This window comes from Edaphobacter sp., assembly GCF_028283685.1.
Lineage (GTDB): Bacteria > Acidobacteriota > Terriglobia > Terriglobales > Acidobacteriaceae > Edaphobacter.
This window is the reverse complement of record NZ_JAPWKF010000006.1, coordinates 364,101-379,029: the sequence shown is the minus strand read 5'-3', so window position 1 is coordinate 379,029 and position 14,929 is coordinate 364,101. Positions and strand designations below refer to the sequence as shown.

The window sequence follows — 14,929 nt, the reverse complement described above, 5'->3', positions numbered from 1 at the left end:
CTTTCAACGTAAAGACCGCCCGCGATTGAACTCAAATTCACAATCTGCTGCCCGCGTATCATAGGCAGTACAGGAGAACAGCACCCATGAATCCCGGCGACCTCGTAGAAGACTTCACCCTCAAGAACCAGGACGGCAAGGACGTCTCTCTCTCCGGCTTCAAAGGCTCGCCCGTCGTTCTCTTCTTCTATCCCCGCGCCGACACCCCCGGCTGCACCATCGAGTCCTGCGGCTTCCGCGACGCCTTCACCAAATTCAAGAAGGAAGGCATCGTCGTCCTCGGCATCTCGCGCGACACCGTCGCCGCGCAGAAAAAATTCCAGACCAAGTACGACCTGCCCTACGACCTGCTCGCCGACGACCAGATGGAGCTCATCAACCGCTACGACCTCATCAAGCCGAAGAACATGTACGGCAAGCTGGTCAAGGGCGTCAAGCGCACCACCTATCTCATCGGACCCGACCAGAAGCTCATCCACGTCTTCGAAGACGTGAAGCCCGAAGGCCACGCCGAAGAGGTCCTCAGTTTGTTGAAGCAGCAGAAGGCGTAGCCGTCGCCGCAACAGCGGGCGGCGCAGGCCGCTCGCCCGACGGCTGCTGACCGCCGCCGTCCGTCCCAGCCGCATCGTCGATCTTCTTCGGATAGATGTCGTGCTCCGACGTGATCCACCAGATCCCCATCGAACGCTTCAGCGTCAGTCGCGACGGAATCCAGCGCTCGCGCACATGGCCTCCCTGCGGCTGCTCCATCACATGCTTCAACAGCGAGATGTTCGCAATGTCACCCTTGCGATCCACCTTGACGTTCTCCATCTTCTCCGTCCACAGGCCGCGCCGCTTCGCAATCTCCGCCTGCTTCAACACCTCAAGATCGTGGCGGCTGACGTTGTGCTTCCACATGTACTGCTCGACCGGCACGGCATAGTAGGCCACCTGGCTCGCCGCATCGCTCGAGCGCATCGCCAGCTCCCACTGCCGCAGCGCGCCCTCCGGCCCGGCATCGACCGGCGGAGGCACGGGCTTCGCAACCTGCGCCTTCTCCAGCTGGATCACCGGGGCGGCCTGCTTCGGCTGCACAGCTCGCCACACAAACGGCGCTGCCGCCAGCACAAGACCGGCCGCCACCACCCAGCGCAGCCACGGACGATTCGGCTCCGCCGGATCATCCTCTACCGTAGCCTGCGCCTGCGCCTGCGCCACAGCTTCAGTCTGCGCTTCGGCCGCTGCCGCTCCCGCTTCTGTCTTCGATTCTTGCGCAGCCTGCGACTCTTGCGCTGGCAACGACTCCTGCACTTCCTGCACTGGCAACAGCACACTCGCCACAGCAGCTGCACTCTTCTCCGCTTCCCCGTTCTTCGCTGCAGGAAGATCCTTCGCTACAGGACTCGCTACAGGAAGAGGCGCCTGCGCAGCCTCACTCACCGCCGCCTCAACTTCAGCCCGTGTCTCGCTGCGTCTCTCAGCAGGAGCAGCCGCCGCAGGCTTCACTTCAAACTCACGCGCAGGCGAAGCAACCTCACGCACAGGCGGAGCGACCACCTCGCGCCGCGGCACAACCGGCACCGTCCTCTGCGCTCCGCTCTCCGTCAGCTCTGCCTCAAGCTGCTCCTTCGTCGCGCCGAAGATCCGCTGCAGCTTGCCGCGAACGATCTCCTCCTGCCCCAGTGGAGCCATCAGCGACGATGCCTGGAAGCTGACCTCCGCATCGATCATCGTGCCACCCTCTTCCGGGCGCACCTCAATCACCGTCATGTCGCGCAGGTTGATCGTGCGCGGCGAAGGCCCCAGGCCCGAGAGGATCAGACGCCTGCCTTCGCGCTCCACGCCACCCGCAACCCTACGGCGCGACTGCTGCTCCAGCACCGCGAGCACATGCTCCGCATCGCCCTCGGGAACTCTTTCGACTGCCTGAAAATGCACGCTGTTCCCCCTTATTGCGATGGCCCTCTCTCCCTCTCCGGTACAGCCGAGAGCAGATGCGCATGCACGATGAACCGCTTTGGAGCAGGCCCGATGTAGTCGAACGGATAACAGGTCACCAGCGTCAACCCCGGCCGCTCTGTTACCGCAAGCACGTCCACCCTGTCCGGCATCACGATCTCGGTTGAGTCAACAGTGTAGCGATACGTTCCTGTTTTGTCAGAGAGAAGGATCTGCGTCTGCGCCGCGATATGCCGCAGCGGACGGAAGTACGAATCGCGATGACCCGCGAGCCCCGCCGTGCCCAGACCTCCCGGCATCGCCGTGCCGCGAATGTGCCCCACGCCACGCCGCAGACTCTCAGGATCGTCGTCCGACGTAATCGGAGCCGAGAGCTTCAGCACCGGAATATCGATGCGACCGATCACCTCGTCTTCTTCCGATGCAGGCTTCGCCGCAGTCTCCGTCGTGAGCCCTGTCTCCGTTGTTGTTGCCCCTGTCTCCATTGCAGGCCCCGATGCGACCGACGCCGCCTGCACCATTCGATCCGCAGCGCGGCGGCTCGCAACTCCCCTCGCACTCACGCACACGCAGTACGTCAGGCAGAGCGCGCCGCCAGTCCACAACAACCTCTCAAGCCGACGCTGCAGCATCGTCTGTCCTGCGCGTCAGCCGCAGCAGCCCCGCCGCCAGCATGCTCAGCACACCGGCCAGCCACAGCAGCGGCATCCCGCTCGCCGTATGCGGCAGCGCAGCCACCACCGGCCTCTGCTTCGGCGAGGCGGAGGCCATGTAGTGCTCCGCCTGCACACCGCCGCCCTCGCTGCCTACGCGGTCAACGTGCAGCAGCCACAGGTTCAGCAGCTGCATATCGTTCTGCGAGATGGTGTTGTCCGCGGGCTTGCCCTCCGACGCCGGATCCACCGCAGGCACCTTCGCAGGATTGGCCTGCGCAATCTTCACCGCAGCGTCCTTGGGATACACAAACTCCACCGGCAGTCGCGAGCCGCTGAAGCTCCAACCCTTCATATATTTTTCGCCGCCCACATCGTTGTTCCACAGCACCGCGCCGCCACTGGACTTCGGCATCACGCTCTTGCTCTCCACGCCGAGAAACGTCGTGTTCACCGCGCCATCGCCACCATCGATCCGCAGCACCACGCGATCCGCAAGCCGGTTGACCACATGCAGCGTATACGCTCCCGGAGCCAGCACCGCGCCAGGAACCGCCGTCTGCTCCGTCACCGTGAACGGAGATCCCTTATCGCTTCCGGCAGCCATCATCTGCCGCACCGGCATCAGCAACACGACCATCGCAACAGACACAGCCTTCCACGTTTTGAAGATCATCATTGGAGTACGACCTCAATCTTTGAAATTGCACTGTCTGTTACGACGCCTCTCTTCCGCTCCGCAACGGCCCGCACCAACTCAATCTCTCGAATCTTTGGTTTCCCCTTCGAACAAACCAAGGTAACCCTGCAAAGGCCCGGCAAAGTCCGACAGATAAACCGCGTGCCGGCTCCTGTCCGCGCCCTGCGGCGTCTGCATCGGCGGTAAAGTATGAAACCATAGGAGATATGGCTGACGGTGACAGTCCCATTCCCCTGCGGGCGACCGACGCATTCCGCTCCCGCAACTTCCGCCTCTATCAGAGCGCGCGCCTTATGGTCATCCTCGGGGCCGAGGCGCAGGCCGTGGCCGTCGCCTGGCAGGTCTACCAGATCACCCACTCCGCACTGAAGCTCGGACTCACCGGCCTCGCCCTCTTTCTGCCCGGAGTCTTCTGCATGCTCGCCGCCGGGCACGTCGCCGACCTCTACGAGCGCCGCAACATCATCCTGCTCTGCTACGCTCTGCAGGCCGTCTGCACCGGCGTGCTCCTCTGGCTCTCGCTCACGCCCTGGACCATCGCCAACGGCCGCGTCTGGCCCATCTACGCCGTACTCATCGGCATCGGCATCAGCCGCGCCTTCTCCGGCCCGGCCTCCAGCGCGCTGCTGCCTTCCCTCGTTCCCAAGGAGCACTTCGTCAACGCCGTCACCTGGGGAGCCACCGTCTTCCAGGTCGCCAACATGTCCGGACCCGCCGTCGGCGGCCTGCTCTTCACCCTTCCGCTGATCGGCGTTCTTCGCGGCGCGCCTGTCGTCTACATCTTCACGCTCATCATGCTCGCCGGATTCCTCGTACTCATCAGCATGATCCGCCCCGCACCCATCGAGCGGAAGCCCACCGTCTTCAACCTGCGCACCATGCTCGCCGGACTCGAATACGTCTGGACCAACAAGCTGCTGCTCGGCTCCATCTCGCTCGATCTCTTCGCCGTCATGCTGGGCGGAGCCGTCGCCCTGCTGCCCATCTTCGCCACCGACATCCTGCACGCCGGTCCGCGCGGCCTCGGCCTGCTGCGCGCCATGCCCTCCGTCGGCGCGCTGCTGGTCTCTCTGCTGCTCGTGGTCAAGCCCATCAAGCGCCGTGCCGGCAAGACCATGCTCATGTGCGTCGCGCTCTACGGCGCGGCCACCATCATCTTCGGCCTCTCCAAACATCTTCAGATGTCCCTGCTCGCCCTCTTCATCCTCGGAGCCGCCGACATGTTCTCCGTCGTCGTGCGTTCGTCGATGCTCCAGCTGGCCACGCCGCCCGAGATGCGCGGCCGCGTCTCCGCCGTCAACTGGCTCTTCGTCGGCGCCTCCAACGAATTCGGCGAGTTCGAGAGCGGCCTCACCGCCAGCTGGTGGGGAGCCGTCCCCGCCGTCGTCGTCGGCGGCATCGCCTCCCTCTGCGTCACCGCCACCGCCTCCATCATCTTCCCCCGCCTGCGCCGGGCCGACGCGCTCACCGCAGAGTCCCTGCTCGCAGCCGAACAAGAACTCGCCACCGCCGAACCCCGCGACTGAAGACGCCTCCCCGGCAGCCACTTCTCACCGCCAGAATCTTCCCCGACAGGCATTTCACACCGCCAGGATCTTCCCCGGGCAGGCATTCCACATCACCAAAAATCCTTTCCCCGGACAGGCGCCGCACCTCCAGAACATCTCTCCCCGCACCTCTCACACCTCCAAAACTGTCATCCCGACCGGAGGCGCGCAGCGCCGTAGTGGAGGGATCTGCTTTTCGACCACGAACGCCTCCCAGCCACCATCTCCCCACCCCACATCCCTTAGCCCTCCGTTTACCGACAGCCGGCGTCATTTTTTGCATTCATGAATAAAACATTTCTCTTATGAGCAAAATATGTGGTTGACAGACCTTGAGGCTCACTCCTACCCTGTTGGGCGATTTTCATCCATGAATATTGCCGTTTGCAGAGGAAAGGCGCCTCACATGCCAAGCACCATCCGCACCCGTTTTTTTCCGTACCCCGCTCTTCTCGTACTCCTTTTCCTCGTCGGTCCTTTCCTCTCCATTCCGGCACTCGCCCAGCTATCCTCTGCCGCCGTTAACGGCACCGTCCGTGATCAGACCGGCGCCAGCGTCCCCAAGGCGATCGTGACCCTGCGCAGCACCGCCACCTCTGTCGAACGAAGCACCCTCACCAACGATGACGGCAACTACGCCTTCCCCAGCGTCTCGCCCGGCACCTACATCCTGCGCATCTCCTCCCCGTCCTTCCAGACCGAGCAGATCAACGCCTTCACCGTCGCCGTCGACCAGGTCGTCGCCCTCAACTCCACACTCAAGCCCGGCGACGTCAAGATCGCCGTCGAGGTCGAGGCCCAGGGCGTGCAGATCGAAAGCTCCACCTCGCAGCTCGGCACCGTCATGGAGCAGAAGAAGGTGCAGGACCTGCCGCTCAACGGCCGCAACTTCACCCAGCTGCTCACCCTCACCCCTGGCGCCACCCCGGTCAGCGTCGGCCAGAACTCCAACGGCGGCAACACCGCCGTCACCGCCGGATCGACGTTCTCCTTCCCGTCGATCAACGGCCAGCCCAACCGCTCAAACCTGTACCTCGTCGACGGCATGAACGACAACAACGCCTGGTACAACACCTACGCAGTCGCTCCCGTCGTCGACTCCATCCAGGAGTTCAAGGTCAACTCGCACAACGACGCCCAGTACGGACAGGTCACCGGCGGCGTGGTCAACGTGGCCACCAAGTCCGGCACCAACCAGTACCACGGCACCCTCTTTGAGTACATTCGCAACAACGCCTTCGACGCGCAGCCGCGCTTCACCGCCCTGTCGGCCTATCACCTGAACCAGTTCGGCGGCGTCCTCGGCGGTCCGCTCAGCATCCCCAAGCTCTACGACGGCCGCAACAAGACCTTCCTGTTCCTCTCCTATGAGGGCACACGCTACAGCAAAGGCAACGGCACCTACTTCCTGCAGCCCACCGCCGCGCAGTTAGGCGAGAGCACCTGGGGCGGACCGCAGGACCTCGGCGTCGCCGACTTCAGCACCGCGACCACCGGCATCTCCGGCTGCGCCGACAAGACCGCCACCAGCACCGCCAGCTGCCAGCTCTACGACCCCACCGTCGCCAACACCGCCTCCAGCCGCCCGGCCTTCACCGGCAACCAGATCCCCGTCTCCAAGATGGATGCGCGCGCCGTCGCCACCATCCACAAGATCTTCTCTGCGCCCGTCACCGTGCCCGGCTTCGCGCCCACGCAGTACAACGGCGTGATCACCACACCCACGCGGCAGACCAGCGACAACTACAGCGGCCGCATCGATCAGCACATCGGCGATAAGGACTTCATCTTCTTCCGCTACAGCGGCTTCCAGCTCAACACCACCGCACCCGGAGCCATCCCGCACCTCAAGGCCCTCACCGACCTTCCGGCGCAGCAGTACGGCGTCAGCTGGCTGCACATCTTCGGACCCCGCACCAGCATGCAGGTGCAGTATGGCCGCACCCACGTCGAATACAACACCACCACCCTGTTCGACATCTCCAACTCCGACCTGCTCGGCACCTATGGCGTCGATCCCTCCTTCTCCACCTATGTCGGTGGCGTCTCACTCTTCCCCACCCTCGGCCTCACCGGCTACTTCAGCGGCGGTGAGAGCAGCACGCCCTCCAAGAACCTCTCCAGCATCCACGAGTGGAAGGGACAGGTCATCCATACCCTCGGACGTCACCAGGTCAGCTGGGGCGGCGGCTGGGACCAGGCCAATTTCGAGCAGTACCAGCGCAACGGCTCCATCACCTTCAACGGAGCCTCCACCGGCAACTTCACCGGAAATCCCGGATCGACCATCTCCTCCGGCCAGTCCGCGCAGTCCGGCAACGCTCTCGCCAGCTATCTGCTGAACTATCCCTCCAACTTCAACTTCCGCAACGTGCTCATCACCGAGCGCCCCGGCGGCATCGCCTCCGCCTTCGTGCAGGACTCCTTCCGCATGACCTCCACGCTGACCGTCAACATCGGCGTGCGCTATGACCGCGGCGTCACCCCGCAGTACGGCACCGACGCCACCATCGGCCAGCAGGGCTCCATCGAGACCGGAGACTTCGACTTCGCCACCGGCAAGTACATCATCCAGGTCGCTCCGCCGCTCTGCTCCATCCGCGGACACGCTCCCTGCCTGCCCTCGGCCAGCCTGCCCGCCAACGTCGTCATCTCGCCCAACCGCAAGATCATGCGCGGCACCAAGACCAACATCGGCCCGCGCTTCGGCATCGCCTACAGCGCCAACTCCAAGCTCGCCCTCCGCGCCGGCTTCGGCATCAACTACGACAACTGGTCCACCATCATCCAGCTGCCGCAGAACTTCCAGGGTTCATGGCCTGACGTAGGCACCCGCGCCCTCGACAACACCAACGCCGCTGGCACCAACTACACCTCCGCGCAGAACCCCTTCGGCTCCAGCTCCGGCTCCGTCCCCGCCGCCACCCCCTTCGACGCCAGCAACGTCAACTACTTCGTCGATCCCAACATCAAGAACCCCTACTCCGAGCAGTGGAACCTCGGCCTCGAACAGCAGCTCGGCAATTACACCGTCTTCTCCCTCAACTACGTCGGATCGCAGGGCCACCGCACCGACATCGGCGGCTACACCAACATCGGCCAGCCCGGCCCCGGAGCCTCCTTCGCCGCTCGCCGCGCCGCCGGAACCGCCGGTCAGCCCTTCCCCTACACCGTCCCCAATCGCTGGGACAGCTCCAACGGAAACTCCAACTACAACGGCCTGCAGGCCTCCCTGCTGCGCCAGTTCCGCAACGGCTTCGGCTACACCGTCGCCTATACCTGGAGCAAGGCCATGGACTCAGGCCAGTCCGGCTGGTTCGGCGTCGAAGGCAACAGCCTGCAGAACCGCTATGACCTCCGCGGAAGCCGCAGCGTCGCCGCCTACGACATCCCCCATATCCTCGCCGTCGGCATCAACGGCGACCTGCCCTTCGGCAAGGGCAAGCGCTTCTACACCGGAAACCGTGCCGCAGACTTCATCCTCGGCGGATGGCAGGTCAACGTGATCTTCACCGCACGCTCCGGCCAGCCCTACACCATCACCGCCGCAGGCGACATCGCCAACGTCGGCAACGGCAGCACCTATGAGCGCGCCAACCTCGTCGGCAACCCCACGCTGGACAGCCCCTCGGCCAGCAAGTGGTTCAACACCGCAGCCTTCGCCACACCCACCCAGGGAACCTACGGCAACTCCAGCCGCAACATGCTGCGCACCCAGCGGCTGTGGAACCTCGACACCTCGGTCTTCCGCGTCTTCCCCATCTACAAGGAGATGAACCTCAACCTCCGCGCCGAATCCTTCAACGTCGCCAACCACCCCACCCTCAGCACGCCGGGCACCACCATCACCACACCGTCTACCTTCGGCATCGTCACCAGCGTCGTCGGCAACCAGCGCCTCATGCAGTTCGCTGCCAAAATCAACTTCTAACCAGCTCAACGTCTAGCCAGTTCGACCTTCGCTCGGGTGGACCTTCAAAAGACGGAGCAACCCAACTCCGCACAGCGAATCAATCTTGCCTCCGGCCTGCGCCCGCTAAGCGCAGGCCGCTTTTTTTGGCGCCGGGCCCTCCCCACCTCACCGCCATCGGGCTGCTGCGGGAACCCGGCCCGCGCAATTGCCGTATCTCCAGCAGCTCGCGATTGACCTTTACCCGGCGTCAAAGTCCAATGCTCCACAAAGCCTTTGCAGAGGAAAGCTCGACATGCTGCTTCGGTCCTCCTGCCTGATCCTCGTTGCCACCACGACCTGCGCCGCCGTGTGAGCTGCGTCTCGCTCTTATCTGGCAGAAGCATCAAGGTTTTCCACCGCTTCTCCACAGGCCTCGGTGCAAAACCGGCTCGAAATACCTGTCAAGCCCCATCCTCCTGTAAGCTGATTCCATTCAGCAGGTTACAGGTGCCTATTTGCTCCCTTCCATCCGGTAAAATAGAAACCGATACCTGAAATCAGGCTGTACCGATACACTTCCTCTGCCATAAATATCTTTACTTTCAATACTTTGACTGCAAATCCTTTCAATGGAAGACTTTAGCAAGGTCCAGCGATAAGTCTTTCTTTATCAAGATTTTGCTGGAATTGTGATGGGGGAGGGTACCCGGCTTGTCCGTTCCCGCACCCATCGTTTAGCGTCAGAGCGACCCTGGATGAGGTGAACGAAGGCATGGAGAACGGCAAGAAGGCTGCATTCGGAGGAACCCTCCTGTTCCTCGCGGTGATCGGTGTACGGGTTGGCATGATCTACCGCGAGCGCAACGCCCCCGAGAAATCGGCCCCGGCTCCGGTCCGCGAGAAGATGCCTGACGACGACCTCGTCTTCCTCAAGCACAAGCGCCAGGACAAGATGGCCGACACCGACGAGCTCATCGGCAAGCCGCTCTGGGTCTCCGCCGGCGGGCAGATGGAGTACTACCCCGCAACCGGCAAGCGCGTCGACTACACCAAGGTTGCCGGCACGCTCCTCGGCGCCGAAAAGCTCGACATCAAGGGCTTCACCCAGCAGGTCGCGCCCAAGGCCGCCACCTACCGCGTCCCCGGCGGCGACCGCCAGGTGCTGATGCTCTTCTCCCTGCCCAACTCCGTCGCACCCGGCACGGTCTACGGCGTCCCCGTTGGCTTCCACAAGGACGATCTCTATACCTTCTACCTCGACGAGATCTTCTTCTACGACGACCCCCACACTCTCTACAAGCACTGGGGCCCCGAGGTCTGGAAGGCGATCGACTCCCACCAGGTCATCCTCGGCATGAGCGAGCGCCAGACCCAGATGGCCCTCGGCCAGGTCTCCAGGAGCCTCTCCAACGACTACGGCAACCGACTCGTCGTCTACGCGAACTTAGGCAAGCCCTTCGCCGTAACATTTGTGAAGAACAAGGCGACCGCCTTCCGCCCCGACCAGGGTTTCTAGAAGAAAACAACGTTCCTGCAAAACAGAGGCCGCTTCCGAAGAAGCGGCCCGCCTGTTTCAGTCTTCGCAGCAACCGCATCAGCCTGTATTGCGCAGACCAGCGCTGATGCCGTTGATCGTCGCCGAGATGGCGCGGTCCAGCTCAGCAGGAACCTCTTCGCCCGCCGCGACCACGGCACGCTTGCGGCGGATCAGCTCCACCTGAATGAGGCTCATCGGATCGACGTAAGGATTACGCAGGCGGATCGAGCGCTCGAGCACAGGATTCGTCTCCAGCAGCTTCTGCTGGCCCGTCACCGCGAGCAGCATCTTTTGCGTCAGGTCGAACTCGTAGCGCAGCATCGTGTAGACGCGCTCGCGCAGCCCCTCATCCGCCACCAGCGAGGCATACAGCTTCGCAATGCCGAAGTCTGACTTGGCCAGCGCCATCTCCACGTTTCGGATGATGTCGACGAAGAGCGGGAAGCTCTTTGTCATCTCCTGCAGCAGCTTCAGGCCGTCCGGCGTCTCGCTGACAAACTTTTCCAGCGCGTGTCCGACGCCGAACCATGCCGGCACCAGCTGGCGCGACTGCATCCAGCCGAAGACCCACGGAATGGCGCGGAGGTCAGCCATCGACTTTTTGCCCGTGCGCTTGGTCGGCCGCGAGCCGATGCGCGCATTCTCCAGCTCCGCGACCGGCGTCGCCTGCTCGAAGTAGGTGAACGTCTCCGGGTCGTCGATGATGTGTTCGCGGTAGAAGGCGTAGGAGCTGGCCGAGATGCTCTCCATCGCGGCCTCCCACGCGGGCGTGATCTCGCCGGTCAGATGCGGCGCCGCAGGATTCTTCTGCAGCACGGCGTCAGGCCGCGCGATAGCGTCCAGCGAGGCGGCGATCATCAGCTCAAGATTGCGTTCGGCGAGGATCACATCCGAGTACTTCCAGTTGAGCACCTCGCCCTGCTCCGTGAGGCGAAGCTCGCCGGAGAAACTGTCCATGGGCTGCGCGAAGATAGCGCGATGCGTCGGGCCGCCGCCGCGTCCCACCGTGCCGCCGCGGCCGTGGAAGAGGCGCAGCTTGATGCCGCACTCGGCGGCCACGCGATGGACTTCGCGATGCGCCTTCCAGATCTGCCAGGTGCTGGTGATCATGCCGCCGTCTTTATTCGAGTCCGAGTAGCCCAGCATGATCTCCTGCCGGTGCCCCCATGACTTGAGCAGCGGCTGATAGGCCTCGGTAGACCATAGGCTGCGCATGATGGCGGGAGCGTTCTCCAGGTCTTCGATCGATTCGAAGAGCGGCACCGGCTGCAGGCCGGGATCGTAGTCGTCGCCCTCACCGCTGGACTCCACCTGAACGCCGCCCAGGCGAGCGAGCCATAGAACGTTGAGGATGTCCTCCGCGCTGGTGGCGCCGCTGATGACATACTGCTGCAGCGTCTCCGCCGGGTACTCCTTCTTGAGCGCGGCGATGGCGCGGAAGGTGTCAAGCACCTCCATCGTCTGCGGCGAGAGCGCTGGCGGCAGGTGCAGCTGGCCGTCGGTGTGCGCGGTGCATCCGGCGATCTCTGCGACTGCCGCTGCGTGAACGCGGGCGTGCTGACGAATATCCAGCGTCTGCAGGTGCAGGCCGTAGGTGCGGACCTCCAGCAGCAGCGGGTCGATCAGCATCTCCGCCAGCCGCGAGCCGTTGTTCTCCATCAGCGAGTTGCGCAGCACCGTGAGGTCGCTCAGCAGGTCGGCCGCGCGAGTGTAGCGCGAGAGCGCCGGGTTGGGCGGCAGCGGCACGGAGCTCTGCGGCGAGGCGCCCAGGCGCATCATGATGCAGGCGATCAGCAGCCGCAGGTACTCGAAGTGGAAGCGCTCCTCGAGATGCGTCTGTCCGGCGGTGCGCAGCTGCGTAAGGTAACCGTTGAGCAGTGCCTGCAACTCGGCCGAGACCGGGACCTGCTGCGTCGAGCTGCCCAGCTGCTCGAAGACATTCTGCAAACGGCGCCGATAGTGCGTCATCAACACGCTGTTGGCCATCACCAGGGCGTCGCGCGTGGTCTCGGCGGTGACGAATGGGTTGCCGTCGCGGTCGCCGCCGATCCACGAACCGAAGCGCACCAGCAGGGGCAGCTCGGCGGGGGAGGCATGCTCGTCGTACTCCGCTTCGAGCGCGGCGGCGACCTCGGCGTAGAGCACCGGAAGCGTGTCGAACAGCGAAGCCTCGTAGTAGTCGAGGGCCATGCGAATCTCGTCGCGCACCATGGGGCGGGCGCTGCGCACATCGTCGGTCTGCCACAGCGCGGTGATCTCGCCGGAGATCTCCCTTTCCAGCGACTCCAGCTCGGCCTCGGGCACGGCGACGCGATCCAGCTTCTCGAGAAGGTCGGAGATGCGGCGGCGCTTGAACATCACAGAGCGGCGTGCGACCTCGGTGGGGTGCGCCGTGAAGACCGGCGTGATGACCACGTGCGATAGCAGCTCTGCGGCCTGCTTGGCGTCGAAGCCGGCCTCTTTCAGGCGGCGCAATGTGCCGCGCAGATCGCCGCGCGGCGGTGGGGCGTCATTCAACTGCGCCGAACGGCGGCGGCGCTTGCGATGGTTGGTCTCTGCAAGATTGATCAGCTCGAAGTAGAAGCTGAAGGCGCGGGCCAGCTGATAGGCGCGCGCGGTGTCGTCGCCGTAGCCGTGAACCGCCAGCAGGGCATGCTGCAGCGTGGAGTTTGCGGCAGCCACATCGCCGGTGGCGTCGGCTTCGCGGCGGGCGATCGCGGTGCGGCGCAGGTTTTCGACGGCGTCGTACAGCTCGTCGCCCGACTGCTCCTTGAGCACCTCGCCCAGCAGCATGCCGAGCGAACGGACATCGCGGCGCAGAGGCGCTTCTTTAAGCTCGCCGGTTGGGGCGAGGAGTTCGGCTAGGCGCTGCGGCCAGTTTGTGGGAGTCCAGAGCGACGGCATCTCTATGATTATGCACCGCCACGCGCAATGCTGGCTTGCAGCACCAACTCACGGCAAACGATTTGCCGCATTAAACAACGACAGGCTGCCAGCGGTTTGTTTCCGCACTGGCAGCCTGTCTCCCGCAACGGGTAACCCTGACTTACATCACGCGGGCCAGCTTCTCCAGCGCTTCCTGCATGCTCTGGAGCGAGTAGCCGGTTCTCTCGATACGCGAGACCATCTCACGCGCCTCGGGGTACGAGACGCCGTAGCCGCGCGTCGAAAGGTAGTTGCTGATGACATCGCCGACCTGCCATGAATCCAGGGGGGCGCGCAGCAGCTCCTCACGCAGACCTGCAAGATCCGCCTGCGAAAACTTCTCCACTCCTGCCTGTATCGTCGTGGTCATGCCATCCCCTCTCCGCGCGTGGCGCTCGTCCCTTGGTGCAGTGTCTTTGTCTGCACTCTTATTGGATGAACCAGCGGCCCACAGGTTGCGCGTCGTTGCAAATCCATCCGTTCGAAGAGAGATACGTCACCAAAGCGGCAGAAGTTCATGAAGCGGCGGCAGAAGTCTGTCGCAACGGCAGAGCGGCGCGGATCACTCCGCCCGGCTCTCCAGCAGCACCGGAATGCCGTCGACGATGGGATAGCTCCGCGCGCACCCCGTGCAGACGACCGCATTCTCTGCGGCGCGCAGGCTCTTGTGGCACACCGGGCAGACGACCTGCTGCAGCCCGCGAAAGATCTCCGTCAGCTCAACCATGTTTCTTATGCTAAGCCACCGTTACGGGCAGGGCAGCCGCCCTCGCGATACCATTAACACCAGCTATGACAAAACAACCGCACGTTCTGGACGGAGTCGCCATCGCCTCGGAGATCAAGGCCGAGGTTGGTCTTGAGGTCTCCAAGCTGGTCGAGCAGGGCATCACCCCTGGGCTCGCCGTCATCCTGGTCGGCAACGTCGCCGCCTCCGAGATTTACGTTCGCAGCAAGGTGAAGACCTGCGGCGAGCTGGGCATCTTCAGCGAGCTGATCGCGCCGCCCGAGACCGTCACCACCGAAGAGATGCTGGAGCTGGTGGCGAAGCTGAACGCCCGCGAGGACATCGACGGCATCCTGATCCAGCTGCCGCTGCCCAAGCACGTCGACACCAAGAGGCTGCTCGAAGCCGTCTCGCCGGACAAGGACGTCGACGGCTTTCACCCGGTCAACGCGGGTCGCCTGCAGAGTGGCCAGCCCGGCCTGCAGCCGTGCACGCCTGCCGGCATCATCGAGGTGCTGAAGCGCGCCAGGCTGCCCATCGCGGGTCAGAACGCGGTCGTCGTCGGCCGCTCGGACATCGTGGGCAAGCCCGCCGCCCTGCTGCTGTTGAACGAATCGGCCACGGTGACGGTCTGCCACAGCAGGACGCACGACCTGGCCGCGGTCACGCGCGGCGCGGACATCATCGTCGCCGCCATCGGACGCCCCGGCTTCATCACCGCTGAGATGGTCAAGCCCGGCGCGGTGCTGATCGACGTAGGCATCAACCGCCTGACCGACAAGGCAGACGTCGAGAAGTTCTTTGCAGGAGACGAGAAGCGCGCCGCAACCTTCGAGAAGAAGGGCTCCGTAATCGTGGGCGATATCGATCCCGCGGCGTTCAAGATCTCCAGCGCCTACACCCCGGTCCCCGGAGGCGTGGGCGCGCTGACGATCGCGATGCTGATGCACAACACCGTCAAGGCCGCCAGGCTGCGCCGCGGCTTCAGCGCAGAGAGCAAGTAACCA

The 14,929-nt window shown here is 63.9% G+C and carries 11 protein-coding genes; 5 read left to right on the top strand and 6 right to left on the bottom strand.

Going from position 1 to position 14,929, the window contains the following annotated elements; genetic code table 11:
• The first annotated feature begins 86 nt into the window (after positions 1-86).
• A complete protein-coding gene (locus PW789_RS10175; protein WP_299375339.1) occupies positions 87-551 on the top strand; it encodes a peroxiredoxin in 465 nt (154 codons plus the stop codon).
• On the opposite strand, the gene PW789_RS10170 is transcribed toward PW789_RS10175, so the two are convergent.
• Genes PW789_RS10170 through PW789_RS10160 form a run of 3 tightly spaced genes read right to left on the bottom strand, consistent with a single transcriptional unit; the run spans position 523 to position 3,273 of the window.
• Positions 523-1,920 carry a hypothetical protein gene (locus PW789_RS10170; protein ID WP_299375337.1) on the bottom strand — a complete coding sequence of 466 codons (1,398 nt, stop codon included), beginning with the start codon at positions 1,918-1,920 and terminating at the stop codon, positions 523-525. The two genes, PW789_RS10175 and PW789_RS10170, sit on opposite strands and share 29 nt — an antisense overlap.
• An 11-nt stretch (positions 1,921-1,931) precedes the next feature.
• On the bottom strand, positions 1,932-2,573 hold the full coding sequence (locus tag PW789_RS10165) for a class D sortase (RefSeq protein ID WP_299375333.1): 642 nt from the start codon (positions 2,571-2,573) through the stop codon (positions 1,932-1,934).
• Positions 2,554-3,273 carry a hypothetical protein gene (locus tag PW789_RS10160; protein WP_299375330.1) on the bottom strand — a complete coding sequence of 240 codons (720 nt, stop codon included), beginning with the start codon at positions 3,271-3,273 and terminating at the stop codon, positions 2,554-2,556. Before PW789_RS10160 ends, PW789_RS10165 begins: the two co-directional genes overlap by 20 nt.
• Before the next feature lie 227 nt (positions 3,274-3,500).
• Between PW789_RS10160 and PW789_RS10155 the strand changes: the two genes are divergently transcribed.
• The 3 genes from PW789_RS10155 (at position 3,501) to PW789_RS10145 (ending at position 10,249) form a co-directional block, all read left to right on the top strand.
• Positions 3,501-4,820, top strand: a complete 1,320-nt coding sequence (locus PW789_RS10155; protein ID WP_299375328.1) for an MFS transporter — start codon at positions 3,501-3,503, stop codon at positions 4,818-4,820.
• A 427-nt stretch (positions 4,821-5,247) separates the two neighbouring features.
• On the top strand, positions 5,248-8,772 hold the full coding sequence (locus PW789_RS10150) for a carboxypeptidase-like regulatory domain-containing protein (RefSeq protein ID WP_299375325.1): 3,525 nt from the start codon (positions 5,248-5,250) through the stop codon (positions 8,770-8,772).
• Between the two features lie 721 nt (positions 8,773-9,493).
• Positions 9,494-10,249, top strand: coding sequence for a hypothetical protein (locus PW789_RS10145; RefSeq protein ID WP_299375322.1), 756 nt, complete (start codon positions 9,494-9,496; stop codon positions 10,247-10,249).
• Positions 10,250-10,327: 78 nt separating this feature from the next.
• Here PW789_RS10145 and ppc read toward each other — a convergent pair whose 3' ends face one another.
• The 3 genes from ppc to PW789_RS10130 all read right to left on the bottom strand — a co-directional run bounded on the left by ppc (position 10,328) and on the right by PW789_RS10130 (position 13,922).
• Positions 10,328-13,174, bottom strand: a complete 2,847-nt coding sequence (ppc, locus tag PW789_RS10140; protein ID WP_299375319.1) for a phosphoenolpyruvate carboxylase — start codon at positions 13,172-13,174, stop codon at positions 10,328-10,330.
• Positions 13,175-13,316: 142 nt separating this feature from the next.
• Entirely contained in the window at positions 13,317-13,565 is a 249-nt protein-coding gene (locus PW789_RS10135; protein ID WP_299375316.1) for a hypothetical protein, read from the bottom strand.
• Positions 13,566-13,757: 192 nt separating this feature from the next.
• Complete coding sequence (locus PW789_RS10130; RefSeq protein ID WP_299375313.1) at positions 13,758-13,922, bottom strand: Trm112 family protein; 165 nt, start codon at positions 13,920-13,922, stop codon at positions 13,758-13,760.
• A gap of 65 nt (positions 13,923-13,987) precedes the next feature.
• On the opposite strand from PW789_RS10130, the gene PW789_RS10125 reads away from it, so the two are divergent.
• Positions 13,988-14,926 carry a bifunctional 5,10-methylenetetrahydrofolate dehydrogenase/5,10-methenyltetrahydrofolate cyclohydrolase gene (locus PW789_RS10125; RefSeq protein ID WP_299375310.1) on the top strand — a complete coding sequence of 313 codons (939 nt, stop codon included), beginning with the start codon at positions 13,988-13,990 and terminating at the stop codon, positions 14,924-14,926.
• The last annotated feature ends 3 nt before the right edge of the window (positions 14,927-14,929 follow it).